General features: G+C 71.7%; 26 protein-coding genes. 13 read left to right on the forward strand and 13 right to left on the reverse strand.

The genetic code is table 11. The annotated features are described in order from the left end of the window. Positions 1–45: 45 nt before the first annotated feature. The 3 genes from nhaA to FXO23_RS23715 are packed head-to-tail and all read left to right on the forward strand — an operon-like array spanning position 46 to position 2,769. Entirely contained in the window at positions 46–1,251 is a 1,206-nt protein-coding gene (nhaA, locus tag FXO23_RS23705) for a Na+/H+ antiporter NhaA (RefSeq protein WP_158887600.1), read from the forward strand. Between the two features lie 37 nt (positions 1,252–1,288). After that, positions 1,289–1,813, forward strand: a complete 525-nt coding sequence (locus tag FXO23_RS23710; RefSeq protein WP_179956855.1) for a phage holin family protein — start codon at positions 1,289–1,291, stop codon at positions 1,811–1,813. Between the two features lie 17 nt (positions 1,814–1,830). Beyond that, the gene (locus tag FXO23_RS23715; protein ID WP_158887602.1) at positions 1,831–2,769 is read left to right on the forward strand and encodes an alpha/beta fold hydrolase; all 939 of its coding nucleotides are present in this window, start codon (positions 1,831–1,833) and stop codon (positions 2,767–2,769) included. Between the two features lie 115 nt (positions 2,770–2,884). Here FXO23_RS23715 and FXO23_RS23720 read toward each other — a convergent pair whose 3' ends face one another. From FXO23_RS23720 to nth, 4 genes are all read right to left on the reverse strand, one after another. Then, on the reverse strand, positions 2,885–4,081 hold the full coding sequence (locus FXO23_RS23720) for a MarP family serine protease (protein WP_158887603.1): 1,197 nt from the start codon (positions 4,079–4,081) through the stop codon (positions 2,885–2,887). 102 nt (positions 4,082–4,183) lie between these two features. Next, positions 4,184–4,876 carry an NUDIX hydrolase gene (locus FXO23_RS23725; protein ID WP_246257717.1) on the reverse strand — a complete coding sequence of 231 codons (693 nt, stop codon included), beginning with the start codon at positions 4,874–4,876 and terminating at the stop codon, positions 4,184–4,186. Next, positions 4,873–5,484: a TlpA family protein disulfide reductase gene (locus FXO23_RS23730; RefSeq protein WP_158887604.1), complete on the reverse strand. Its 612-nt coding sequence runs from the start codon at positions 5,482–5,484 to the stop codon at positions 4,873–4,875. The genes FXO23_RS23725 and FXO23_RS23730 overlap by 4 nt, the downstream gene beginning before the upstream one ends. After that, complete coding sequence (gene nth, locus FXO23_RS23735) at positions 5,481–6,164, reverse strand: endonuclease III (RefSeq protein WP_158887605.1); 684 nt, start codon at positions 6,162–6,164, stop codon at positions 5,481–5,483. Before nth ends, FXO23_RS23730 begins: the two co-directional genes overlap by 4 nt. A 244-nt stretch (positions 6,165–6,408) precedes the next feature. Between nth and FXO23_RS23740 the strand changes: the two genes are divergently transcribed. From FXO23_RS23740 to FXO23_RS23760, 5 genes are all read left to right on the forward strand, one after another. Then, on the forward strand, positions 6,409–6,660 hold the full coding sequence (locus FXO23_RS23740) for a hypothetical protein (RefSeq protein ID WP_158887606.1): 252 nt from the start codon (positions 6,409–6,411) through the stop codon (positions 6,658–6,660). A 220-nt stretch (positions 6,661–6,880) separates the two neighbouring features. After that, the gene (locus FXO23_RS23745) at positions 6,881–7,555 is read left to right on the forward strand and encodes a Crp/Fnr family transcriptional regulator (protein WP_158887607.1); all 675 of its coding nucleotides are present in this window, start codon (positions 6,881–6,883) and stop codon (positions 7,553–7,555) included. Between the two features lie 568 nt (positions 7,556–8,123). Further along, positions 8,124–9,386, forward strand: a complete 1,263-nt coding sequence (locus tag FXO23_RS23750) for an MFS transporter (RefSeq protein WP_158887608.1) — start codon at positions 8,124–8,126, stop codon at positions 9,384–9,386. An 83-nt stretch (positions 9,387–9,469) separates the two neighbouring features. Continuing rightward, positions 9,470–10,564 (forward strand): DNA polymerase III subunit beta, encoded by a 1,095-nt coding sequence (dnaN, locus tag FXO23_RS23755; RefSeq protein ID WP_158887609.1) that lies wholly within the window; start codon positions 9,470–9,472, stop codon positions 10,562–10,564. 40 nt (positions 10,565–10,604) lie between these two features. Beyond that, positions 10,605–11,162: a CGNR zinc finger domain-containing protein gene (locus FXO23_RS23760; RefSeq protein WP_158887610.1), complete on the forward strand. Its 558-nt coding sequence runs from the start codon at positions 10,605–10,607 to the stop codon at positions 11,160–11,162. Positions 11,163–11,473: 311 nt separating this feature from the next. Here the strand turns inward: FXO23_RS23760 and FXO23_RS23765 are convergent, their stop codons facing one another. The 3 genes from FXO23_RS23765 to FXO23_RS23775 form a co-directional block, all read right to left on the reverse strand. Continuing rightward, on the reverse strand, positions 11,474–12,724 hold the full coding sequence (locus tag FXO23_RS23765; protein ID WP_158887611.1) for an IS4 family transposase: 1,251 nt from the start codon (positions 12,722–12,724) through the stop codon (positions 11,474–11,476). A 147-nt stretch (positions 12,725–12,871) separates the two neighbouring features. Beyond that, on the reverse strand, positions 12,872–15,121 hold the full coding sequence (locus FXO23_RS23770; RefSeq protein ID WP_158887612.1) for a sialidase family protein: 2,250 nt from the start codon (positions 15,119–15,121) through the stop codon (positions 12,872–12,874). Positions 15,122–15,233: 112 nt separating this feature from the next. Continuing rightward, complete coding sequence (locus tag FXO23_RS23775) at positions 15,234–16,205, reverse strand: Lrp/AsnC family transcriptional regulator (protein ID WP_343034505.1); 972 nt, start codon at positions 16,203–16,205, stop codon at positions 15,234–15,236. 99 nt (positions 16,206–16,304) lie between these two features. On the opposite strand from FXO23_RS23775, the gene FXO23_RS23780 reads away from it, so the two are divergent. Both FXO23_RS23780 and FXO23_RS23785 read left to right on the forward strand, forming a co-directional pair. Beyond that, positions 16,305–17,192 (forward strand): VOC family protein, encoded by an 888-nt coding sequence (locus FXO23_RS23780; RefSeq protein WP_158887614.1) that lies wholly within the window; start codon positions 16,305–16,307, stop codon positions 17,190–17,192. After that, positions 17,192–18,415: a carboxylesterase family protein gene (locus FXO23_RS23785; RefSeq protein ID WP_158887615.1), complete on the forward strand. Its 1,224-nt coding sequence runs from the start codon at positions 17,192–17,194 to the stop codon at positions 18,413–18,415. Before FXO23_RS23780 ends, FXO23_RS23785 begins: the two co-directional genes overlap by 1 nt. Here the strand turns inward: FXO23_RS23785 and FXO23_RS23790 are convergent. The 6 genes from FXO23_RS23790 to sp36 are packed head-to-tail and all read right to left on the reverse strand — an operon-like array spanning position 18,385 to position 22,478. Then, complete coding sequence (locus FXO23_RS23790; protein ID WP_246257719.1) at positions 18,385–19,167, reverse strand: MBL fold metallo-hydrolase; 783 nt, start codon at positions 19,165–19,167, stop codon at positions 18,385–18,387. The genes FXO23_RS23785 and FXO23_RS23790 overlap by 31 nt on opposite strands. Beyond that, positions 19,164–20,003 carry an NUDIX hydrolase gene (locus tag FXO23_RS23795; protein WP_158887616.1) on the reverse strand — a complete coding sequence of 280 codons (840 nt, stop codon included), beginning with the start codon at positions 20,001–20,003 and terminating at the stop codon, positions 19,164–19,166. Before FXO23_RS23795 ends, FXO23_RS23790 begins: the two co-directional genes overlap by 4 nt. A gap of 22 nt (positions 20,004–20,025) precedes the next feature. Further along, a complete protein-coding gene (locus FXO23_RS23800; RefSeq protein ID WP_158887617.1) occupies positions 20,026–21,153 on the reverse strand; it encodes a hypothetical protein in 1,128 nt (375 codons plus the stop codon). Positions 21,154–21,187: 34 nt separating this feature from the next. Further along, on the reverse strand, positions 21,188–21,817 hold the full coding sequence (locus FXO23_RS23805; RefSeq protein ID WP_158887618.1) for a hypothetical protein: 630 nt from the start codon (positions 21,815–21,817) through the stop codon (positions 21,188–21,190). Between the two features lie 29 nt (positions 21,818–21,846). Next, positions 21,847–22,305, reverse strand: coding sequence for a RidA family protein (locus FXO23_RS23810; RefSeq protein WP_158887619.1), 459 nt, complete (start codon positions 22,303–22,305; stop codon positions 21,847–21,849). A 14-nt stretch (positions 22,306–22,319) separates the two neighbouring features. Then, a complete protein-coding gene (sp36, locus tag FXO23_RS23815) occupies positions 22,320–22,478 on the reverse strand; it encodes a Sp36 family protein (RefSeq protein ID WP_158887620.1) in 159 nt (52 codons plus the stop codon). A gap of 206 nt (positions 22,479–22,684) precedes the next feature. On the opposite strand from sp36, the gene FXO23_RS23820 reads away from it, so the two are divergent. The 3 genes from FXO23_RS23820 to bagA are packed head-to-tail and all read left to right on the forward strand — an operon-like array spanning position 22,685 to position 24,907. Beyond that, entirely contained in the window at positions 22,685–23,563 is an 879-nt protein-coding gene (locus tag FXO23_RS23820; protein WP_158887621.1) for an esterase/lipase family protein, read from the forward strand. Between the two features lie 9 nt (positions 23,564–23,572). Further along, positions 23,573–23,881 (forward strand): hypothetical protein, encoded by a 309-nt coding sequence (locus tag FXO23_RS23825; RefSeq protein ID WP_425484897.1) that lies wholly within the window; start codon positions 23,573–23,575, stop codon positions 23,879–23,881. 21 nt (positions 23,882–23,902) lie between these two features. Further along, on the forward strand, positions 23,903–24,907 hold the full coding sequence (gene bagA / locus FXO23_RS23830; protein ID WP_158887622.1) for an ATPase BagA: 1,005 nt from the start codon (positions 23,903–23,905) through the stop codon (positions 24,905–24,907).

Raw genomic sequence — 24,907 nt, forward strand, 5'->3', positions numbered from 1 at the left:
TCTGGTCGGCAATGGTATTGCCGACCGACCGTACGGAGTTTGCCCGTGAGCGCTGCCGAGCCGAATCGCCCCACCAGAGTGGTCCAGGAGTTCGCCCGCTACCTGCGGACCGAGACCACGGGCGGGATGATCCTGCTCGCCGCCACCGCCGTCGCCCTGCTGTGGGCCAACTCCCCGCTCGACGAGACCTACCGCGCGGTGCGCGACTTCCGGCTCGGCCCGGAATTCCTGCACCTCGATCTGACCGTCGGCGACTGGGCCAAGGACGGCCTGCTCGCCCTGTTCTTCTTCGTCGCCGGACTCGAGCTGAAACGGGAGCTGGTGATCGGCGAGCTGTCCCAGGTGCGGCGGGCGCTCCTGCCGATCGTCGCGGCGATCGGCGGGATGGTGGTGCCCGCGCTGGTCGCGCTGCTGGTCGGCGGCGGCGCACCGGGGATGGATCGCGCGTGGGCCATCCCGGTGGCCACCGACATCGCCTTCGCCCTCGGCGTGCTCGCGCTGACCGGATCCAACCTGCCCTCGAGCGCCCGGGTCTTCCTGCTCTCCCTCGCGGTGGTCGACGACCTCGGCGCGATCGTCGTGATCGCTGTGTTGTTCACCACTGGCTTCAACCTCGCCGCCGCCGGGATCGCGGTGCTCGGGCTGGCGCTGTACGCCTGGCTGCAGCACCGGCGGGTCCGCTCGCCGTGGCTGTACGTGCCGCTCGCGCTGATCGTGTGGGTCGCGGTGCATTCGGCCGGAATCCACGCCACGATCGCCGGCGTCGCGCTCGGCCTGCTCACCCGGGTCCGTCCCGATCCGGGCGAGGAGGAGGCGCCCGCGCTGCGCCTGGAACACCGGTTGCAGCCGTGGTCGGCGGCGCTCGCGGTGCCGGTGTTCGCCCTCTTCGCCGCCGGGATCACGATCAGCGGCGGCGCGGTGAGCTCGGTGTTCACCAGTGCCGTGCCGCTCGCCGTGGTCGTCGGCCTGATCGGCGGCAAGACCGTCGGCATCCTCGGTGCGAGCATGCTGGCCGTCCGGCTGAAGCTGGCGAAGCTGCCGCGCGGAACCGGCTGGCGCGACCTGGGCGCGCTGTCCCTGCTGGGCGGCGTCGGGTTCACGGTCAGCCTGCTCATCGCCGATCTCGCGCTGGACGGCGAGGGTGCCGAACTGGCGAAAGCCGCCGTGCTGTTCGCCTCGGCGATCGCGTCACTCCTGGCCGCCGCACTGCTGTTGCGCAGGAGCAAGGCGCACGCCGACACCGATTTCTAGCGCGCCCGGTGAGCCCGGCGAAGCGATACGTGGCACGATGACCCCCGTGAGCAGCCCCAAGCACCAACTCAACGATCCCGGCGGCATGGGGGCCGTGCCCTACATCCCGCTGTCCCAGGACGACCCCGCGGCGGCGAACGGCGAACAGTCGATCGGCAAGCTGGTGAGCGACGCGACCCAGCATCTGTCCACTCTGGTCAGGGCCGAGGTCGAACTGGCGAAGTCGGAGCTCGTCGGCGAGGCCAAGAAGGCCGTCAAGGGCAGCATCTTCTTCGTCATCGCCCTGGTCGTCGCGCTGTACAGCTCGTTCTTCTTCTTTTTCTTCCTCGGTGAGCTGCTCTCGGAGTGGCTGCAGCGCTGGGCCGCGTTCGGCATCGTGTTCCTGCTGATGCTGGCGTTCGCCGGGCTGTGCGGGTTCCTCGGCTATCTCAAGGTGCGCAAGATCCGCGCACCGGAACGCACGATCAGCAGCGTCAAGGACACCGCCGCGGCGCTCAAACCGCGCCGGGAGGCGGAGTACGACCTGCCCGCGGTGCCGGACGACGCGGCCGCCCGCCGCTGAACGTCCCGCTCGGCCTCGTGACGCCGCCCGATCCGTCCACGGTCCGGATCGACGGCCCGTGGACGCACCGCGACGTGTCCGCCAACGGGATCCGGCTGCACATCGCCGAGGCGGGCACCGGGCCGACGGTGTTGCTGCTGCACGGGTTCGCCGAGTTCTGGTGGGCCTGGCGGCACCAGCTGCCCGCGCTGGCCGACGCGGGTTTCCACGCGGTGGCCGCGGATCTGCGCGGTTACGGGGATTCCGACAAACCGCCCCGCGGGTACGACGCGTGGACGCTCGCCGGGGACGTGGCGGGCCTGGTCCGCGCGCTGGGGCAGCGCCGGGCGCATCTGGTCGGGCACGCCTGGGGCGGGCTGCTCGCGTGGACCGCCGCGGCCCTGCATCCCCGGGTGGTCTCCTCGGTGACCGTCCTCGGCGGCGCCCATCCGCTCGCGCTGCGCGCGGCGATCCCGCGGACCGTGTGGCATCGCCGGCGCTCCAACCAGGCCCGGGCCCTGGGCCACCTGTTCCGGTTCCAGGTGCCGATGGCGCCCGAACGGCGGCTGGTCGCCGACGGCGCCGCGGCGGTGCGGAACCTGCTGCGCGACTGGTCCGGCCCCGCCTGGCCGGACACCCCGGACTTCGCGGCGACCGCGGCCCGGTTCCAGCAGGCCATGCTGGTGCCGGGCGTGGCGCACAGCGCGCTGGAGTACTACCGGTGGGCGTTCCGCGCCCAGTTCCGCGGCGAGGGCCGCCGGTTCACCGACGCCGTCGACTCCCGGATCGCGGCGCGCGTGCTGCAGGTGCACGGGGAGGCGGATCCGTGCGTGCTGCCGGAAACCGCACGCGCGTCGGCGCCCTGGCGGGGTCCGCGCTCCCGCTTCGAGACGCTGCCGGGGATCGGGCACTTCCCGCACCTGGAGTCCCCGGCCCGCACGACCGAACTCCTCGCGAGTTTTCTCGCGGCCCCCTGAACGCGGCACTCGGCGATAGCAAGGGACCTTTGCTCACGTCTGACCGTAGTAAATCTCCCTCGCTCCCGTTTCCGAGGAGCGAAGGTCCCTTCCTGCCGATCCCGGTCCGAGTTCGCTAGGCGGCGCAGGGGCCGGTGCCGACCGCGCTGCCGAAGCCCGGCGCCGCCTGGACCTCCGCCTGCACCTCGGCCGCGGTGAGCGTGAACCCGGTGTCGTTGTCCTGCGTCGACGCCCCGAACACCACGCCGATGACCCGGCCCGACGGATCGACCAGCGGCCCGCCCGAGTTCCCGCTGCGGACCGTCGCGCGCACGGTGAACACGTCCCGCCGCACGGTGTTCGCGTCGTAGATGTCCGGCCCCTGCAAGGTGATCCGCTGCCGCACCCGGGCCGGGGTCGCGGTGTACGGACCGTCCAGCGGGTAGCCGAGCACGATCGCGCTGTCCCCGGCGCGTGCCGGATCGTCGGCGAACGGCAGCGGCCGGGCATCCAGCCGGGGCACCGCGAGGATGGCCACGTCGATCTCGGGGTCGAAGTAGACGACCCGCGCGGGCAGGCGCCCCTCCTGGGTCTCCACGGCGGTCTCACTGGTCCCGGCGACGACGTGCGCGTTGGTCATCACCCGCTGCGGCGCGATGACGAACCCGCTGCCCTCCAGCGCCCGCGAGCAGGACGGCGCGTTGCCGCGGATCTTCAGCACGCTGCCGCGCAGCCGCCGGACGGTGTCGCTGGCTTGCAGGTTCGGGTCCGGCGGTTCGATCTCGGCGGTCGGCGCCTTCTGGAACGGGTCCATGATGGACGGCAGGCCGGAGGTGTCCAGCAGCCGCCGCAACTGGTTCGGCAGGCCCTGCGCGGCCTGCGGCATCACGTTGTTGACCCCGCCGAGCACCGCGGAGTTGTTGATCGCGGAGGCGAGCCCGGGCAGTCCGGCGACGCTGGTCAGCGGAAGCGCGATCATCCACGCGATCACGAACACGACCCCGCCCTGCACGACCGCGCCGAGCGTGTGGTCGACCGGGCTGAGCTTCTCGGTGTTGACGCGCTCCTTGACCTTCTGCTTGATCTTGCGGCCGAGCCACACCCCGAGCGTCTCGCCCAGGGCGACCAGGAACACCACGGTCGCCACCGCGAACGCGACCTTCAGCGCGGGGTTGTCGAACAGCTCCACGACCAGCGGGGCCAGCCGGACCCCGAGGATCGCGCCGCCGATCACCCCGACCAGTGCGGGCAGGGCGATCACCACACCCTGGCGCGCGCCGGAGATCACCGCCAGCACCGCCAGCAGCAACACCAGCACGTCGACCCAGTTCACCGTGTCCGTCTCCTCAGTGCCTGTTGGAAAACGCGCGGATACGAGCGGGGCTTCGCCAAAGCGCGCGTTCTTGGGCTCACCGCAGGCCAGTCCGGTTCGCCATCACTCTCTCAGGCGCGCCTCGTGTTCGGCCAACGCTACGTCAAGATCGCGCACATCCGTCCGATCCCACTCCCGCTCCCAGCCGCCGAGCGCGAGCAGGGTCGACAGCAGCCCGGCGGTGAAGCCCCAGACGAACAGGCCGTCGACCTCGAACACCGGTCCCTTCCACCCGCCGCCGGGGCGGCGGACCTGGTACCGGTTCGCCGGATCGACGAGATCGGCCACGGCGACCCGCGCCACGGCGGCGGTCTCACCGGGGTCAACGGCGCGCACCGGCGACGGGTTCACCCAGTGCGCCAGCACCGGGGTCACCGCGAAGCCGGACACCGGGACGAACAGCTCCGGGAGCACCGCGACCGGGCGGACCCCGGCCGGATCGACCCCGGTCTCCTCCTCCGCCTCGCGCAGCGCGGTGCCCACCGGCCCGCCGTCGCCCTCGTCGGCGCCGCCGCCGGGGAAGGCCACCTGGCCGGCGTGCGAGCCGAGGGTGTCCGCCCGGCGCAGCAGGAGCACGTCCGGGCCCCGGTCGGCCTCGCCGAACAGGATCAGCACCGAAGCCGAGCGGGTGAACGAGTCCGCGGGCGGGCTGAACCGGGTGAACGTCTTCGAGTCCAGTTCGCCGCTGACCTCCACCAGCGGCCGCAGCCACTCGGGCACCGAATCGACCTCGACCAGCGGACCGATGTCGCTCACGTCATTCCCCCCACCGTCGCGGCGATCTGCTCGACGCTGGTGAACAGCCGCGGGTCCTCGATGAACTTCACCCGGCCGTCCGCGGTGATCAGGTAGGAGGCGGGCAGCGTGGAGGGCGCCTTCAGCGCGGCGCGGACCGGCCCGCTGAACCCGTCGCCGTCGTACACGACCGGCAGCCGCACCCCGAGCCCGGCGAGCAGTTCCAGCCCGTCCGCGGGTTTGCTGGCCACCTGCACGGCGAGCACGCGCACGGCTCCCGGCCGGGCGGCGTATTCGCTCAGCGTCGGCAGTTCGCGTTTGCAGGGTTCGCACCAGGTGGCCCACAGGTTGACCAGCGTCGGGCCGCCGCTCAGCGCGGTGCCCAGGTCGATCGGCACGCCGTCGCCGAGGCATTGCGCGTAGACCCCGTCCAGCTGGGTGATCGGGGTTCCGGCGCCGTCCGGGCACGGCGGCAGGGCCGCCTTGGCGCGGGCGGGGGCCAGCGCGTCGGACGCGGGCGGGGGCGCCGGGGCCGGGCCGGGCGCGGGGTCGTCGCGCGGCAGCACCGCCACGATCACGGCGAGCACGAGCACGCCGACCGCGAGAGCCCATTTGACGGGAGTGGTCACCGCGGCTCCACCATGGCCAGCAGATGCTCCCGTTCGGGGCCTTTGACCAGCTTGGCCGCCTCGTCGAACTCGGTCGGGCCGGCGCCGAAGGACGGGCAGTCCCGGGCGAGCGGGCACGCGCCGCAGGCCGGTTTGCGGGCGTGGCACACCCGGCGGCCGTGGAAGATCACCCGGTGCGACAGCATGGTCCATTCCTTGCGCGGGATCAGCTCGCCGATCGCGTGCTCGACCTTCGCCGGGTCTTCCTCGGCGGTCCAGCCCCACCTGCGGACCAGCCGCCCGAAGTGCGTGTCCACTGTGATTCCCGGCACGTCGAACGCGTTGCCGAGCACGACGTTCGCGGTCTTGCGCCCGACCCCGGGCAGGGTGACCAGCTCGTCCAGGGTCTTCGGCACCCGGCCGTCGAAGCGTTCGACCAGCGCGGCGCCCAGCCCCATCACCGAATTCGCCTTGTTCCGGTAGAAGCCGGTGGGCCGGAGGTACTCCTCCAGCTCGGTGCGGTCGGCGCCCGCGTAGTCGGCGGCGGTGCGGTAGCGCGCGAACAGGGCGGGGGTGACCTGGTTGACGCGCACGTCGGTGGTCTGCGCGGAAAGCACCACGGCGACGATCAGCTCCAGCGGCGTGGTGAAGTCCAGCTCGCAATGCGCGTCCGGATACGCGTCGGTGAGGCAACGCAGCATCCGGCGTGCGCGTCTTACGAGTGCGAGCCGGCTTTCTCCGTCCGCGGAGCGACCACGAGCGCCACCCTTCCGGGGGGCGTTTCGAGCTACGGGTGGCACCCCGCTAGCCTACGGGCGCCATCCGAGAAGGACGCAGGCCCACGTGGGAGCACCCGCGAACGGCGTCGTCTTCGGACAAACCGACACGCCACAGCCGAACCCTTGGCGCAAGAGATCAAGCGGTATGAGCGAGGATCTGGAGTCAATGACTGTCTGGTTCGTAATCGCGGTGCCACTCGTGATCATGTTCTTCGCGCTGTTCATGGAGCGCGTGGAGAGCCGCCTCCGGCACGTCACCGTGCGGGAGGAAGAGGTCGAGGAGTTCCTCGAGCAGGCTCAGCCCAACGAGGTCAGGGCGCTCTACGGGCACGGCATCGGCCGCGCGCTGGAGCTCTTCCGGCTGCGCCGCTTCGGTGGGAGGGCGGCCAAGCTGCGGCCGCGCCGCGTGCGGAGTTAGGCTCCACCGTCGAGCGAGATCGATTCGACGCCCGCGCCTGAACAGCCGGTATCCGGCCAGGCGCGGTCGGTGTGTGCCGGCTCACCCTGCCGGGCGGTTTGCCCGGCGGTCGGCGAGCCATGAAGCGAACTCGCGGGCACGCCCTACACTGCACGTTAGTGATCGGTGACACGCTCCCCTGCCCGGGGAACGCGGTCGCCGCGCGATGAGGAGGCACGAGGTGGACGAGACCCTGGCCCGGGCGGGCATTTTCCAGGGTGTGGAACCAGCGGCGGCCGAGGCGCTTGCCCAGACCTTGGAATCCGTGGAGTTCCCCCGGGGCCACGTGATCTTCAACGAGGGCGAACCCGGCGACAAGCTGTACATCATCCAGTCCGGCAAGGTGAAGATCGGGCGCAAGTCCCCGGACGGCCGGGAGAACCTGCTCGGGATCTTCGGCCCGTCGGACATGTTCGGCGAGCTGTCGATCTTCGACCCCGGTCCGCGCACGTCGAGTGCGACCACGATCACCGAGGTCCGCGCGGTCACCATGGACCGCCCGGCGCTGCGCCAGTGGATCGCGACCCGGCCGGAGATCGCCGAGCAGCTGCTGCGCGTGGTCGCACGCCGGCTGCGGCGGACGAACAACATGGTCGCCGAGCTGATCTTCACCGACGTCCCGGGCCGCGTCGCGCGGGCGCTGCTGCAGCTCGCCCAGCGGTTCGGCAGCCAGGAGGCGGGTCTGCTGCGGGTCAGCCACGACCTGACCCAGGAGGAGATCGCCCAGCTCGTCGGCGCTTCCCGGGAAACCGTGAACAAGGCCCTGGCCGACTTCGCCCACCGAGGCTGGCTCCGCCTGGAAGGCAAGAGCGTCCTGATCCTCGACCCCGAACGCCTGGCCCGCCGAGCCCGCTGAACAACAGAACCCCAAGACCCCAACCTGTTGGCCAGCCAAGCGGACCAACCGGTGACCACCGCGGCCCCCGGCTACCTACCGGGGGTCCAGGGGGTTCGCCCCCTGGCGGGGGTCTGGGGGTTCGACCCCCAGTGCAATCACCGGAGTGACCCGGCGAGCGCGCCAGCGCGAGCAGGGTCACCCCAGAACGAAGGGCCGGGCGCCACCCCCGACGTGGCGCACCGGCCCTTCGTTTTTGCGCGAACCATCCCCCGACGATCCGCGCTCCCCGCCCTCCGGTGTTAGGCCCCGACCCGTGTGCCGGAGGGAGCTGAGCTGGTTAATTCTGTTGTTCCAACCATCGCACGACCCCTACCCCGAAGTTCAAGGTCGTTCACCCTCAAGGACGCCAATGGGTCCGATTCGTTGCGCGATTTCGCGGAGAATCCGCACACCGTTACCTAACCGAGACCAAACGTCCCGTCCCGTTGGTTCAACCCTACGCCGCGGCGGTACATTCCGCCGCGATCCGAATGGCACCTCCGTACCACTTGATTCCGGCGAGGGGCAGTCAGGCATACTGGTACGTGTGTCCCAGTCCCCTTCGGAGGGTCATACCTCCCTGGCCGACTACCGCACCGCGCTGACCTCGCCCGGTTCGCGCGGTCCCGTGGTCGCGTCGCTGCTCGCGCGCCTGCCGATCGCGATGATCGGCATTTCGGCGTTGCTGTACGTGCAGCGCGAGACGGGGTCGTTCGCGGCGGCCGGGCTGGTGTCCGCGGGCATGCTCATCGGTGTCTCACTGGGATCGGTCGCGCAGGGCAGGATCATCGACCGGTTCGGTCCCACCCGGCCGCTGCTGACGGCCACCGGGCTCTTCCTCGCTTCCGTGGTGGCGCTGGTGCTGACCATCGAGGCGCACGCGCCGACCGCGCTGCTGGTGCTGCTCTCCGGCGCGACCGGGGTCACCCAGCCGATGGTCGGCTCGGCCTCCCGGGCGCTGTGGGGCCGGTTGCTGCCGCCCGGGCCCGCGCGGAACGCCGCGTTCTCCTACGAGGCGATCAGCATGGAGGTCTTCTTCATCCTCGGGCCGGGCGTCGCCGGGCTGCTGGTCGCCGCGCCCTGGCCGGGCACCGGCGTGGTCGCCGGTTCCGCGTGCATGATCACCGGCGCGACGCTGTTCGCGCTGAGCCCGACCGTGCGGTCCTGGGGCCCCGCGGAGCCGGACGGGCGGCGGCTGCTCGGCGCGCTGGCCGGGCCGGGCATGCGCACGCTCGCGCTGGCCGCGCTCGGCTTCGGCATGGTGATCGGATTCGTCGAGGTGGCGGTGCCCGCGTCGGCCACGGAGGCCGGTCACCCCACGATCGGCGGGCTGCTGCTGTCGGTGTGGTCGATCAGCTCGGTGGGTTTCGGCGTGGCCTACAGCCTGCGCCCGTGGCCGCGGCCGATGCGGCTGCGGCTGCCGGTGCTGCTCGCCGGGTTCGGCGCCTGCGTGGCGGTGCTGGCCTGGCCGACGACGTTGTGGGGACTCGCCCTGGGCATGCTCCTCGCCGGGGCGCTGATCACCCCGCAGTCGACCACGCATTCGACGGCGATCGAGCTGGTGGCGCCGGCGGGCACCGCGGCCGAGGCGTTCGGCTGGGTGCTGACCGCGGTGACGCTGGGGCTGGCGGTCGGCCAGTCGATCAGCGGGTACCTGGTGGAGCACTTCGGGCCGCCGGCCTCCTTCCTCGCGGCGGCGGGCGGCGCGCTCGTCGTGGCCGCGGTGGTCTGGCTGTTCCGCGGCACGATCCGCCCGGCCGGCCAGAAGTCCCCGGCACCGGCCGCCGATTTCGCGGCGACCGCCCCCTAGACCTCCGGGGTCGGGCATTTACCCCCAGGATGCCCGGCCCCGGAACCCCCGTTCTTGTCGGTGGTGCCCGATAGCTTCGGCGCATGGACCTCACCGCGACCACCCGCACCCTGGCCGAGGCGGTGGGCGCCGCCGCCCGCCTGCTCCCGGCGAATCCCGTGAACCCGGTGCTGTCGGGCCTCCTGCTGTGCGCCGGCGCCACCGGGCTCACCCTGGCCGGAAACGATCACGAACGCGCGATCCGGCTGGAGTGCGCGGCGACCGTGCACACCGACGGCGCCGTCCTGGTGCCCGCGGCGCCGCTCGCCGAGACGCTGCGCGCGCTGGAGGATCCGCTGGTGCGCCTGGTGGTCGAGGGAAATCGCCTGGCGATCCGGGTGCCGGGCGGGCGGTTCGCACTGCCGCTGCTCAACCGCGAGCTGCATCCCGGCCCGCTGTCCCCGCCGCCGCGAGTGGCCGAAGCAGACGGTGACGAGCTCGGCGCCGCGCTGCGCACGGTGGCGGGCACCGCGTCGCGGGACGATTCGCTGCCACTGTTCACCGGGGTCCGGCTGCGGCTCGCGGACGGCCGGTTGCACCTGGTCGCCTCGGATCGGTACCGGCTCGCGTCGGCGCGGCTCCCGGTGCGTTCGGGCGAGGGCCCGCTGGACGTCCTGGTCCCCGCCACCCTGCTGGCCGAGATCGCCCGGCAGGCGAGCGGCACGGTCGGCCTGCACGCCGACGGCAACCGGTTCGGGCTGCACTGGGCGGACACCACGGTCAGCACCGCGTTGCTGGACGCCGGGTTCCTCTCCGAGGACGCCATCGCGGTGTCCACTGTGGACACGGTCGTCGAGCTGGCGGCGGACGCGCTGGCCGCCGCGACGCGCCGGGTGAGCCTGTACACCGATCCGCGCAAGGTGCTGACGCTCGCCGTGGGCGAGGCCGAGGTCCGCCTGTCCGGCACCAACCTGCGCGACGCCGAAGCCGAGGAGACGGTGAAGGCGGCCGTGCACCACGGCCGCACCTCGCCGTCGTTCCAGGCGCGCTACCTGCTCGACGCGCTGCGGCCGTTCGCGGGCGAACGGGTCCGGCTGGAGATCCAGCCCGGGATGAAGGCGACCGTGGTCCGCGCGGTGGATCCCGGTCCGGTCGAGGTGACCTATTACGTGATGCCCATGCGACCGCCCGGGGCGTGACCGAGGGCCGTATACCGGTCACTGCCTATAGTGGTTAACCATGGTCGTGCGAAGTGCCGCGCCGGGCCGGTTGGAGCTGGTCAGGTCGTTCCTCAACACCTGGCGGCTGCCGCATGACACCCGGGTTCCCGAGGATCGGCTGCCGGACCTCGTCGCCAATCCGTGGGAATGGCGAAAAGTGCTGCCCGGCGTCCCGCACGGCCACCGCCGCGAACTCGACGAGCTCACCGAACTCCGCACGGCACTGCGGCATACGCTCGGTATACAAGCTCCATACGAGCTGCGGGACTGGCTCGACCGCCATCCGGTCCTGGTGACGATCGGCGAGGAGCAGCCGATCGAGCACCGGCCGCGGGATCCCGGTGCGGCCGCCGCGCTGCTGGCGCTGGTCGTGGACGGCGTGGCGCAGCGCCGGTGGGCCCGGCTGAAGGCGTGCCCGGACTGCAAGCACGTGTTCTACGACCACAGCCGCAACGGAACCCGCACCTGGTGCGGAATGTATGCCAACCAGCCCGGCGGCCGCGCGTGCGGCAGCATCGCGAAGGTGCGCGCCTACCGCGAACGCAAACGCGACCAACCGTCCACAGCGGACTCCTAAGAGCCGTCTTGCGCACTTTCCCGCCAAGGTGACCTTCTTGCCTGCGCGAGTAAGGAGCCGGGTGCTGGGGGTCGTGAGTGTTCAGGCCGGTTCTAACCCAATGCCGCGTAGCTTAAGTTGATCTTGGTGTGTGGGTGAGTTTGTGGAGTCTGATGGTGGGTGGGCCGGGGTGGCGGATGCTGGCTGGTTCGGTGCGTTTCTTGGCGCGGTAGGCGTTGTGGCGTAGGCGTTTGACCGCGCGGGGGCTGGTGCGGTGTCGTCGTGGTGGGAGGGTTCGGCGGGTGATGTCGGCCAGGATCGCGGGGAGGGTGTTAGTCCAGTCCTGAGGGGGAAAAGCCCGCCGTGCCGGTGGCGGTGCGGCGGGTGATGCGCAGGACGCGGGTGTAGCGGATCCGGTCGGGGTCGAGGTCGGCGGCTTCGGCGGCTTGGGCGATGAGCACGCTCAGGGCGTAGTGGACGGTCAGCCAGGCCCAGATCTCCTGGTGGGCCAGATCGGGCAGCCGGGACCGCAGAATCTTGCCTGGTCCGCGGAGGTGGGTTTTGAGCTGGTCGTTCGCGGTTTCGGTTTCCCACCGCTGGTGGTAGGCGGCGGCGAGTTCGTCGGCGCGTGCGTCGGCGGGGTCGGTGAGGGTGGACAGCAGCACGATCACCTCCCCTTTGCCGTTGCCCTCCCGATCGGGCACGTCATACTCGACGACCCGGGCCAGGTGCGCCTCGTCAGGACCGATCTCGAGCCCGGCCCGGGCAGTGGCGAGGATCCGCCCGCGCCGGGCCGCGCCGCGGACTGCGGGATTGATCAGAGCGGTCAGGTAGGTCCCGTCGGGCAGGGTCGCCACGACCGGCAACTCGAGGGTGGCCGACACACGCCACAGCAACGCCGCACCGGTCGCGGCGGCGGTGTCCCACGCGGCCCAGCTGTAGAAGTTGCGGTCAGCGGTCAGCAACTCCTCGCCCCGCAGGCGCGGGTAGAGCCGCTGGGCCAGGGTCTGCTCCCCCACCGTGTAGGCCCCGACCTCGGCGGCCAGGAACGCGTGCGTACCGCACTCGGCCAGTGCCACCACCCGCGCCTTCGGAAACGCCGACCGATGTTTACCCGACCCGGCATACCCGAACTCCTCCACATTGCCGGGCGTGTCGGGCAGGTCCACCTCGAACCCGTCAATCGCCAGCAACCGCCACCCCCGCAACCACGCTCCCCGGGTGTCCGAGGTCGCCACCGGCGCGGCCACACCCTCGAACACCTCAGCCATCACCTCACGACCCAACCGCTTCCGGGCCTGGGTGATCCCACTGGCCGTCGGCACCGCCCACGACGCATCCCAACACCCCCACCGCGACAACGACCCCGTGACCTTCGTCGCGACCTCTTCATAGTCATCATCAGGAAACAGGCACATCGCCATCGTCAAATACGCCACCACATGCGCCGGCAGCTTCCCACCCGACCGTCTGGCCCCCACCCCACACCCCGCGACCGCGGCATCGATCACATCCCGCCCCACCGTCGACACCAACACACCCAGCGACACCTGATCCGGACGAACCACCCCACCCAACTCCATAACCCACAATCACAACACCCCCACCCCAACCAGCCACACCGCCACGCCGAAACCCCACCCCACAACCAAGATCAACTTAAGCTACGCGGCATTGGGTTAGAACCGGCCTGAACACTCACGACCCCCAACCGGGCCGAAGCCAGGCGCCTAAGGCGTGGTGAGTTCGTAGAGGCCCCGGCCGAAGGTCGCCGCGACGAGGCGACGCGTGCCCCGGTCGTACTCGATGTCGTCCACCGGCACCTTCGGCAGCCCCCGGCCGAGCCGCACCCAGTGCCCGCCCGCCGCCGCGTGGCCCGCGAACACGCCCTGATCGGTCGCCAGGTACAGCATGCCGTGCGCACCCAGGACGATGTCGTTGACCGGCGCGTTGGGCAAGTTGCCGGAAAGATCGCGCCAGTGCGCGCCGCCGTCCCGGGTCATCCGCACGTGCGCGGTGTCCGAACCGCTCCGGTACGCCGACAAGGTCACGTACGCCGTGGCCGGATCCCGTTCGTCGACCGCGATCCGGGTGATCCACGGCTGCCCGTCGAGCACCTTCGTCCACGTGGCGCCGAGATCACGGGTGAGCCAGATCCGGCCGTCGTCGGTGCCGGCCCAGATCGTCCGGGGATCCGAAGGCGCCGCGGCGACCGTGGTGATGGTGCCGTAGGGATACGCGTCCTGCCCCGGCCCGCCGGTGAGGTCCGGGCTGATCGGTGTCCACGTCACCCCGCCGTCGGCCGAACGGTTCAGCCGGTTTCCGCCGTAGTACAGGACCTTCGGGTCGGACGGGTCGAACTGCACCGGGGTGAACCAGTTCCGCCGGTCGGCCGTGGTCTGCGGGGTGAAGAACGTCAGGGTGTCGCCGCCGTCCGCGGAGCGGAAGCAGTTGCCGTACTGGTAGCACGCGAACACGTTGTCCTTGTCCCGCGGATTGATCAGGTTCTCCTCGCCGTCCCCGCCGAGGTACTCGTTGAACCGCGCGCCGCCCCAGGAGCGCAGCGAGCCGTTGTCCTGGGTGCCGCCGGAGATCCGCGACGCGTCCTGCGGGCTGATCGCCGCGCTGTAGAACTGGGTATACGGCTCGTATACCGCTTTCGTCCAGCCGCCGTCCCCGTCCGCGTCGGACCGGTAGACCCCGCCGTCGTTGCCCAGGTAGACCCGCGCCGGATAGCGGGGATCCCACACCATCGCGTGGTGGTCGACGTGCGTGCTGGTGCCGTCCGCGGTCCAGGTCGCGCCGCCGTCCTTGCTGGTCACCAGCGGCACACCGGCGACATGCAGGTGGCGCGCGTCGTCCGGATCGACCCACACCTTCCCGAACCACCAGCCGTAACTGGACTGCGAGTCCATGAGCTCGGCCGGTTCGGGCAGCCGGGTCCAGCTGGTGCCCGCGTCGGCGGAGGTGTACATCCCGGCGAACGGCCCCGCCGTGGCGTTGACGATCGCGTAGAGGCGGCCCGGTTCGGACTTCGAGACGCCGATCCCGATCCGGCCCACGTCCGGACCGGCCGGAGGCAGGCCACCACCGAGCCGCTGCCAGGTCAGGCCACCGTCGGCCGACCGGAACACCCCGGAACCCGGCCCGCCGTAGGTGCGCTTCTCCGGGGTGCGGCGGTGGTCCCACAGCACCGCGTATACCCGCCGCGGATCGGCCGGATCGAACTGCACGTCGACCGCGCCGGTGAACTCGCCGCCCGGCTCCAGCGCGCGCCGCCACGACCGGCCGCCGTCGGACGAGAGGTACACGCCGCGGTCGCCACCGGCGGAGTACAGCGAACCGGTCGCCGCGACGAGCAGGCGCCGGGGATCGCGCGGGTCCACCGCGATCGCGCCGATCGCCGCCGAGTCGCGCAGCCCGGCGAACTGCCAGCTCGCGCCCTGGTCCGCCGAGCGGTAGAGGCCGGTGCCCTCGTAGGTGATGCTGCCACCGCCGGGATTGGCCTCGCCGGTGCCGACGTAGAGCGTGCCGTCGTCGGCCGCCGCGACCGAACCCATGGCCTGGGTCCGGTTGTCCGGCCACGCGGGGGCGAACGTGCGGCCCGCGTCGGCGGACTTCCAGAGCCCGCCGCTGGCCGCGGCGGCGTACACCGTGTCGGCGCGGTGCGGATCCAGGGCGAGGCCGACGATCCGGCCGCCGATGTTGGTCGGCCCGGTCGCGGTCCACCGGCCGCCGATCGCGGGGATCCGGTCGGCCTGCGCGGCGGCCTGGTCGTAGGCGTGGCGCGGCAGGCTCTGCCCGCGTTCGGTCTTCTGCAGAAAGCGGTGTTCCGCGGGGGCCGAGGGACCGCGCACCGGCCGGTATTCGCCGGGCTGTCCGGTACCGGGCGGATCGGCGAGCGCGGGCGCGGCCGGAGCGGCCAGCGTGATCGAGAATCCGAGGAGGAGGGCGGCGGGTAACCGGCGGCGCAATCGCATCGCGGACTCCAGGTGAGCTCCGGAAGAAAGCCGACGAGCGCGACATTATGGACGGCCGCAGGCCGCCGGTACCGGCATTGGTTGGCAATCCGCCCGGCTTTCGAAGCACCGCCTAGTGCAGGAGCAGTCCCGCCCGTTTCACGGTCCGCATGACCGGCGCGGACTCCAGGTCGCGGATGGCGTCGAGGGCGGCGAGCGGGCCCGCCACGTAGTCGAACAGCTGGTCCACATCGCGCACACCGAGGCTGGCGACCAGGTTCGCCGAACCGGTCGTCGCCGCGACGAACGCGATCTCGGGGTGCCCGGCCATCGCGGTCGCCACCGAGACCAGGTCCCGGGGCGCGACCGAGAGCCACAGCCACCCCTCGCCGGAGAAACCGAGCAGTCCCGGTTCGATCTCGACGTCGAAGAACAGCGCACCGCGGGCACGCAGGTGCTCGAGCCGGCGCTGGACCGTGGATTCCGAGCGGCCGCAGGCCGCGGCGAGCCGCTGCAGGCTCGCGCGCCCGTCCAGGGCCAGTTCGGCCAGCAGGGCCTCGTCGCCGTCGCCGAGGCGGACCGGTTCGCCGCCGGGTTCGGCGGGCTCGGGCCGGAGCGCCTCGATCTGGTCCGGGGTCAGCGCGTCGGCCCGTCCGTTCCACCCGGTCGCCCCGCCGAAGAACGTGCGCAGCAGCAGATGCGCGGTCACCGCCACCACCCGCGGCGTATGCGGCAACTGGCCCAGCAGCAACGCGTTGCGTTCCGCCGGGCTGCGCGACCGCAGGACGCACACGATCTCGGCGCCACCCGAGGTCAGGCCGACCCAGCTGGTGTTCTCCCGGCGGGCCAGCGCTTCGGCGATCGGCCCGGCCGCGTCCGGCATGCAGCGCAACCGCACCAGCCATTCCACGTGGCCCAGGCGGCGGGCGTTCGGCAGCCCGACCACGCGCAGCGCACCGGCGGAACGCAGCCGCCGGTACCGCCGGGCGACGGTCTGGTCGGAAACGCCGAGCACCGCCGCGATCGTGCTGAACGAGGCCCGGCCGTCGAGTTGCAACGCGTGCGCGAGCTGCCGGTCCACAGTGTCCAGGGCAACGATTTCCACCAAGCGAGCGTAGCTTCTGTCGGATTCACCCGATGTCACGCGCCTGAATGGAAACCCCTCGCAGCCGGGTCGATCTTGGAGGGAGACGGAAGGAGTGCCATGACGAAGTCGGCGGACATCGACTACCTGGACCACACGATCACCATCACCCGGCGGTACGAGCAGGTGTGGCGGCGGTACGAGGATCTGGGTTTCACCCTCAGCCCGCTGTCGCGGCACCTGGCCGCCGAACGGCCGGGCGGTCCGCTGATCCCCAGTTGCACCGGCAACCGGTGCGCGCTATTCGGCGAGACCTTCATCGAACTGATCGGCATCGTGGACGAATCCGCGCCGGATCCCTGGCGCGTGCTGCCCCTGATCGGCGACGGTTTCTCCGGCCTGCGGGGGTACTCCTTCGGCTGCGGCGACTCCGCGGTGGCCGGGCGCAGGCTGGCCGCGGCGGGGCTGTCCTCGTCCGGCGTGCTGGCACTGCAACGCGATGTCGAGACCCCGGACGGCATCCGGACCGCCCGGTTCCGCAGCGCGCACCTCGACCGCGAGCGGACCCCGGAAGGCATCCTGCACACCGCCGAACAGCTGACCCCGGAACTCATCCACCAGGACCGCTACCTCACGCATGCCAACGGCGCACGCGGCGTGCACAGCGTGCTCCTCGTGGTGGCGGATGACGAGTTCGACGACTACCTGCGCCGCTACGCGCTGATGCTCGACCGGACCGCGGACGTGAACGGACCGCGCCGGGTGTTCGCGTTGCGCGCCGGGCGGATCGAACTGGTCCCGGCGTCGGCGTTCGACACCGTGCTGCCGGGCGAGGAACTGCCCCGGCTCCCGTTCATCGCGGCGCAGACGGTCGCCGTCGACGACCTGGCCCTCGCCCGGAAACTGGTGGAGGGCAACGGAATTCCCACCCGCACCGGACCGGACGGGTTCTTCGTGGGCGCGGACGACGCATTCGGCTCCGCGGTCGGCTTCACGGCGGTGCGCTGATGACCGTCGTCGAGACCACGGCCGGGCGGGTGCGCGGGTACCGGCTCGAGGACGCGATCGCGTTCCGCGGTGTGCCGTACGGCGAGCACACGCGTTTCGCACCGGCCACGCCGCCGCGGGGCTGGACCGGGATCCGGGAGGCCGCGGAACCGGGTCCGATCGCTCCCCAGCCACCGTCCCGCCTGGAACACGTGATGGGGCCGATCCGCCTCCCGCAGGCCGAGGACTGCCTGACGCTCAACCTGTATACAACCGGTGTACAAGGTGCGCGGCCGGTGCTGGTCTGGGTGCACGGCGGCGGTTTCTCCAGCGGTTCGGGCGGGCTCGACTGGTACGCGGGCCATCGGCTGGCCGCCCGCGGCGACCTGGTCGTCGTCTCGATCAACTACCGGCTGGGCGCGCTGGGCTTCCTGAGCGCGCCCGGGATCGGCACCGGGAACCTCGGCCTGCGCGACCAGGTGCTCGCCCTGGAATGGGTGCGGGACAACATTTCCCGCTTCGGCGGCGATCCGAACCGGGTGACCCTGGCCGGGCAGTCGGCCGGTGCGCTCAGCACGCTCGCGCTGCTCTCCGCACCGGCGGCACGCGGTCTGTTCCACCGGGTCGCGCTGCAGAGCACCCCGACCGGCATGGCCCCGCTGAGCCCCGGCGAGGCCGCCGGACACGCCGACCGCCTCCGGTATGCCGCCGGTATACAACACGTACGCGAGCTGTACGACCTCCCGGTGGCCCGGCTGATCGACGCCCAGGTCGAGGTGGCACGGCAGGCGACCAGCGGGATCGCGCCGCCGTTCCAGCTCGTCGCGGACGGCGACCTGGTGCATGCCGATCTCGTCCGGGCCGCACTCGACGGCCCCCGGACCGACGCCCTGCTCAGCTGGACCCGGGACGAGGGCGCCGCGTTCGCACCCGAGCCGGAGGTGGCCCGCCTGGTGACCGACACCGTTTTCGCCCAGGGCACCGCCGAACTCGCGGCGGGCCTGCCCGGCGACGCGCACGCCTACCGGTTCGACTGGCATCCCGAAGACAGCCCGCTCGGCGCCTGCCACTGCCTCGACATCCCGTTCGTATTCGGCACGTTCGACGCGTTCACCGAAGCGCCGATGCTCACCGGAGCCCGGGACTTCGAGCCGCTGGCCGAAGCCGTGCGGCAGACCTGGACCGCCTTCGCCCACGGGGAACCGGATCCGGTTCACCCGTTGCTGCGCAAGTACTCCAACTGAGCGTGGACGCTGGATTCCGCAGCGCCCCAGAGGACCGGGTCCACGTCGGCGTAGACGTGCTCCACCACCTGCCGGGCGGTGGCGTCCGCACCGAGTTCGCGCAGTGCCGCGCGCACCTGGGCGAGACGCTGCTCCCGGTGGGCCAGGTACTCCCGTGCCGTCGCCGCGAGGTCGGCCAGTTCGGCGCCGTGCCCGGGCAGCCCGAGCGTGCCGTCCGGCAGGTCGATCAGCACGCGCAGGGAACGCAGGTAGTCGCCCAGGTCGGTGAGCACGGTCGTGCCGCGGCCCAGCACGGTGTCCCCGGTGAGCACGAAGTCCCGCCCGCCGTGCGCCACCCGCAGGCACACCGAATCACCGGTGTGCCCGGGCGTGTGCAGCACCTGGATCTCCAGTCCCGCGAGGGAAAGCACTTCACCGTCCACAAAGGACTCGGCACCGGAGCAGAGCGCCGGGTCGAACGCGCGCACCGGCACCCCCGCCCGCTCGGCGAACCAGGGCGCGCCGTCCGCGTGGTCGATGTGGTGGTGCGTGAGGAGCACGGCGACGGCCCCGGGCGCGGACTCGAGGAGCTTGCCCAGGTGCTCGCGGTCGTCGTGGCCGGGGTCGACCACCACGCACGCGTCCGAACCCGGCGCGCGCAGCACCCAGGAATTGGTGCCCTCCAACGTCATCGAGGACGGGTTGTGCTCCAGGAGCACGGAAGCGATCGGCGCCACCTCGCGCAGCACGCCGTAGGCCGGATGCTCGGTCACATTCCCTCCAGCACGATCCGCACCTGACCGCGTTCGCGGACCAGGGTGGGGCTGATCTTGTCGATAGTCCGTTCCTCGGCGAGCACGGCGGCCGTGGTACCGAACTCGGCGATCTCGTGCAGCGTGATCCACGTCGGCGGCATCAGCGTGCTGCGCTTGGTCCGCGCGTCGTCGAGCGCGTCCTCGGCGCGCTGCCAGCCGGAGCTCTCCGCCTCGGTGGTCGCGCCGTCCGCGCGTTGCCCGGCGGGCAGGGCGGCGACGAAGAACCGGGTGTCGTAGCGGCGCGGCTCGCCGCTCGGGGTGACCCAGTTCGCCCACGGCCGCAACAGATCCGCGCGCAGGGTCAGCCCGGCCTCGGCGAGGAACGCGGCCAGCGAGAGCTCCCGGGACACCAGCGCGGCACGCGCGTCGGCGTAGACCGAGGTGTCCTCGACGACCGCGTCACCGACCCCGGCCAGCAGTACGCCGGATTCCTCGAAGGTCTCCCGCACCGCCGCGCACACCAGCGCGCGGGCCAGGGATTCGTCGCAGCCGAACCACTCGGCCCACCGCCGCGCGGGCGGGCCCGCCCAGCTCACCGACGCGTCCGCGTCGCGCTTGTCGACCCCGCCGCCGGGAAACACGGTCATCCCCGCGGCGAACGCCATCGCCGCGACCCGGCGCTGCAGGAACACCTCGAGCCCGGCCGCGGTGTCGCGCAGCAGGATCACGGTCGCCGCGTCCTTGGGCTGGACCGGTTCGGCGGCCTCGGGCGCCAGCGCGAGTCCGGGCGGCACCTCGAAAGTCAGGTCCTCAGGTTGATCAGACACGCCCGAAACATACGCCCAGTAGGCCATTTGGACGTGAGACGCATGTCACTCAGGCGCCGGAAAACCCGTCGACCCACCGGACCTGGGGCGGTTCGCTGCCGCGGCCCGAGCCGTTCAGCCGGACCTGGGCGGCCTCCGCACGCTCCCGCTCGGCGAGCTCGGCGTGCAGTTCGCGCAGCAGCCTGCGGTCCCGCTCGCTCAGCTGCGGATCATCCAGGTCGAGGTCGGGGATCTCGACCACCTCGGCCGGGGTGATGCTCGCGATCGCCTTGCCCTTCTCCGGCTCCTCGGCGAGCGCCTCGCGCAGCTGGGCGACCTCGGCGGAGCTCATGTCCGACGTTTTCTCGGCACGGGCCTCCGCGTCGGGCTGGGGCGGCGCGCTTTCGATGCGGGCCTCGGGGGCCGGATCTCCTTTGGCCGGCGGCGGTTCCGGCGCGGGCTCCGGCCCCTTGGCGACCGGGGTCTCCGCGGTGTGCCGGCCGGCCTTCTCCCGCGGCGGCTTCTTGTCCCCGACCGAAGTCAGCGCGGGCGGGGAAACCGGGGAGCCGTTGGTCCCGGCGAGCCACACCGGGTTCGCCGAGGCGCCGGCCGCGTCGTGGTAGCCGGTGCGCTGGGCGCTGGGCCCGGTGACCTCGACGACCGAGCGGATCCCGGCCCGCCGCAGCGCCGCGTCGACGCGGTAGGCGACCGCGGGCGGGTTGCCCTCCGGCCCGATCTCCACCAGCACGACCCGCTGCGGCAGCGGACCCGGCACGCTCCCGGCCGGGGTGTTGCGCCACACCGCGTGCACCGACCGCAGATCGGGCAGCACCTGCAGCGTCCGGTCGAGGGCTTCGGCGAGCCCCTGCTCGGGCTGGTTGTCCCCGCTGAAGCGGTGCGCGACGCCGGGATCGGCGTCGTCGATGGTGAGCTGGTCGGCCAGCGTGGCGTCGGACCGGGACAGCTCCAGCACCAGGGCGAGTTCCCGCTGCTCGGCCGTCTGGACCGGCAGCCGCCCGGCGATCAGCGCACCGGCGACCAGCTCGGCGGCCTCGTCGAGGCGCGAGCGCGCGACCTGCTCACGGGCCTCCGACAGCGCGCTGTCGTCGAGCCGGCCCGCGAGCGCGAGCAGCAGGTTGTGCAGCCGCAACGGAACCGCGAAACCCTCGGCCGCGAGTCCGTCGTGGACGTCCACCATGCCTTCTCCCTCCAGCCCGCCGGGGGAGCGAGCTTTACGCAGCGGCGAGTCTGTTGCCGGCGCCTTCCGCGCCGACACAGACCAGCTCGGAGTTCGCCAGTGCGGCTTGGTGATATCCGGGAGGGTCGAACCGCGGCGGCATGACCTCGACGCTGGGTTCCTCGTCGCCCAGCACCCGCAACACCCGCTGCAGCTCACCGGTCAGCCGCGGCATACCGGCCAACGCGGTGATCAGCAGTACGCGCTTCGCCCCACGCTCACCGGCGCCACCATCGTGTCGCCAGCTCTCCCGCACTTCACCAACGTCCGGACGGCCACGCAACGTTGCGTGAACCACCACGGACACCGAGTCGACAGAGTTCACCCAATCGGGGGCACTCCGCGTGAATGTGTACCCGTTCTGAGTGACCTCGTCTACCCCAAGGGTGGAACTTACTTGATGCCAGTCGGCCCCGTGCGGGACCAGCCCGGCTACCAACAGGCGATACTCCGGTTGGTCCAGGTCAATACTGTGCTTTAGCAAAGATCTTGGAAGGGTTCGCGCGAGCGTGCTCATCGCGCCCTCGCCGAGCCAGTCGCGGAATCGCCACAGCAACTGGTCCGGCAACCGCCCGGCCAGCCGCAGGAGCAGCTCGTGACACGCCTGCTCGATATCCGGATCCATCAGCCCACCTCAGTGCCTCTCGCGAGCGTTCACTCGCCGACTTCAACGACCAGTTCGACCTCGACGGGCGCACCCAGCGGGAGCTCGGCGACCCCGACGGCGGACCGGGCGTGCACGCCCGCGTCGCCGAAGACCTCACCGAGCAACTCCGATGCCCCGTTGATCACCGCGGGCTGGCCGGTGAAGCCCTCCGCGGAGGCGACGAAACCCACCACCTTCACCACCCTGGTCACCTTGTCAATACCCACCAGCGCGTGCACCGCGGCGAGCGCGTTGAGAATCGAGGTGCGGGCGTGCTGCTTGGCCTCCTCGGGGCTGACCTCCGCGCCGACCTTCCCGGTGGCCGCGAGCGTCCCGTCCACGAAGGGCAATTGACCGGAGGTGAGCACCTGGGAACCGCTGCGCACCGCGGGCACGTACGCCGCCAGCGGCGCCGCGACCCCGGGCAGTTCGATCCCCAGCTCGGCAAGCCGTTCGCTCCAGCTCATGTCTGGTGGTCCCCTCAGTCCTTCGGGCGCTTCAGGTAGGCGACGTGCTGCTCCCCGCTGGGGTTGGGCAGCACGGTGACCAGTTCCCAGCCGTCCTCGCCCCACTGGTCGAGGATCTGCTTGGTGGCGTGGATCAGGAGCGGAACGGTGGCGTACTCCCACTTGGCACTCATGTGCGGGAGCCTAGCCACTCGCTCAAGTGACCACGCACCTCCCCGACCGGACCAGAAATCGACCCGGTTTCGCGCACGTAGACGGCCCGTGATCACGCACAGCGACCGGCGACTACGGCTAGTCCACCCTGAAGTGTTCTAGGCGACGGGCCCGAACTCCAGGAATCTCGTTGATGTCCGGCTCGCGAACCGAGGAGAACGCCGTCATGCGGAAGAGAAGGCTGGGAACCGCCGTCCTCGCTGCCGCCACCCTGCTGAGCCTGCTCGCCCCGGCCACCGCCAACGCCGCCGAGGGCGGCCTCAACGACTGGTCGTGCCGCCCGGGCCCGGCGCATCCGGAGCCCGTGGTCCTCGTCCACGGCACCGGCGACAACAAGGACACCACCTGGCGCGCCCTCGGCCCGATGCTCGCCGAGCGCGGCTACTGCGCCTTCGCGCTGACCTACGGCGTCGTGCCGAACACCCCGATCGTCCGGGACGTCGTCGGCGGCATGATGCCGATGGACTACAGCGCCCGCGAGTTGCAGTCCTTTGTGGACACCGTGCTGCGGGTGACCGGCACGCGGCGGGTCGACATCGTCGGCTATTCGCAGGGCACCTGGGTGCCGACCTACTACGCGAAACTGCTCGACGGCGGCGACAAGATCAATAAATACGTCAGCCTCGCCCCCGGCTGGGACGGCACCAACCTGCACGGGTTCGCCGACCTGTACGCGGTGCTGCGGACGCTCGGGATCGGCTGGCTGGCCGGGGTGCTGAGCAACTGCGCGGTCTGCCCGGAGTTGCTCGCCGGATCGGACCTGCTGAAGAAACTCCAGGCGGGCGGAGTCTTCCTGCCGGAGATCACCTACACCAACATCGTGACCCGGTACGACGAGCTGGTCGTGCCCTACACCAGCGGCATCGGCCGGGGCCCGAACGTGACGAACGTGGTGCTCCAGCAGATCTGCGAAGCCGACCACGTCAACCACGTCGGCATCGTCGTCGACCCGAACGCGCTCGGGCACGTGCTCAACGCCCTCGACCCGGCGCACGCGCGGCCGGTGCCCTGCGTGCCGATGGAGCCCATCCCGCCGAGAAGGTGAGCCGGGCGCATGGGTCCACAGTGGACAATGGTGGCGGCGGCCCGGGGTCCGGCCGGGTACCGTGACGGCGTGGAAGCCTGGCGGATCATCGCGGCGGCCGTGCTCGCCGTGGCGGGGATCGTCCTCACGCTGATCGTGATGGCCAAGGTGCGCGACCGCACGCAGAACTCGGGCCAGGTCGCGATCTCCGGCGCCGTGACGCTCACCACACTCGCACTGCTCGCCGTGCTCATGCTGACCGTGTTACCCGGCGTCGTGACCTGGGCGATCGTCGTGATCGTGGTGGTCGCGGTCAGCGTCATGCTGCTCGCGAGCTGAGCGCTGGCTTAGGCTGCCGACGTGACCACACCGCTGGCTGGCTGGACCGACGAGCTCGCACGGGCCCGGCTGCATTTCGTGACCGGCAAGGGCGGAACCGGCAAGACCACGCTCGCGGCGGCGCTCGCGCTCGCGCTGGCCCACGGCGGCCGCCGGGTGCTGCTCGTCGAGGTCGAGGGCCGCCAGGGCATCGCGCAGCTGTTCGACACCGAACCGCTGCCCTACGCCGAGCAGAAGATCGCGGCCGTGCCCGGCGGCGGCGAGCTGCGCGCCCTGCACATCGACGCCGAAGCCGCGCTGCTCGAGTACTTCGAGATGTTCTACAACCTCGGCTTCGCCGGGCGCACGCTGCGCCGGATGGGCGCGATCGAGTTCGCCACCACGCTCGCGCCGGGCCTGCGGGACGTGCTGCTGACCGGGAAGATCAAGGAGTGCGTCGGCCGCACCGAATCCGACGGCCGGCACACCTACGACGCGGTGGTGGTCGACTCCCCGCCCACCGGCCGGGTCGTGAAGTTCCTCGACGTCACCAAGGCCCTCACCGATCTGGCCAAGACCGGGCCGATCCGCGGTCAGGCCGAGGGCGTGGTGCGCCTGCTGCACTCCGGCGAGACCGCGGTGCACCTGGTGACGCTGCTCGAGGAGATGCCGGTGCGCGAGACCGTGGAGGCGGTCGCCGAACTCGACGGCGCCGACCTGCGCCCCGGCGCGGTGCTGGTGAACCGGGTCCGCCCGCCCCGGCTGCCCGCGCGGTCGGTCACCGCCGCCGCGGACGGCCGGGTGGACGCCTCCCGGGTCCGCGCCGGGCTGGCCTCGGCCGGGCTGGAGCTCCCGGCGGCCACCCTGGACGCGCTGGTCGAGGAGACCGTGGAGCACGCCATCCGGGTCGCCGCCGAGCAGCGCGCGCGGGAACAGCTCGCCGAAGCGGATCTGCCGACGCTCGAGCTGTCCGACCTGACCGAGGGCGTGGACGTGGCGGCGCTGTACGACCTCGCGGACGCGCTGGTCGACCAGGGGGTGCGGTGA

The organism is Amycolatopsis anabasis (genome assembly GCF_009765355.1).
GTDB classification, from domain to species: Bacteria; Actinomycetota; Actinomycetes; order Mycobacteriales; family Pseudonocardiaceae; genus Amycolatopsis; species Amycolatopsis anabasis.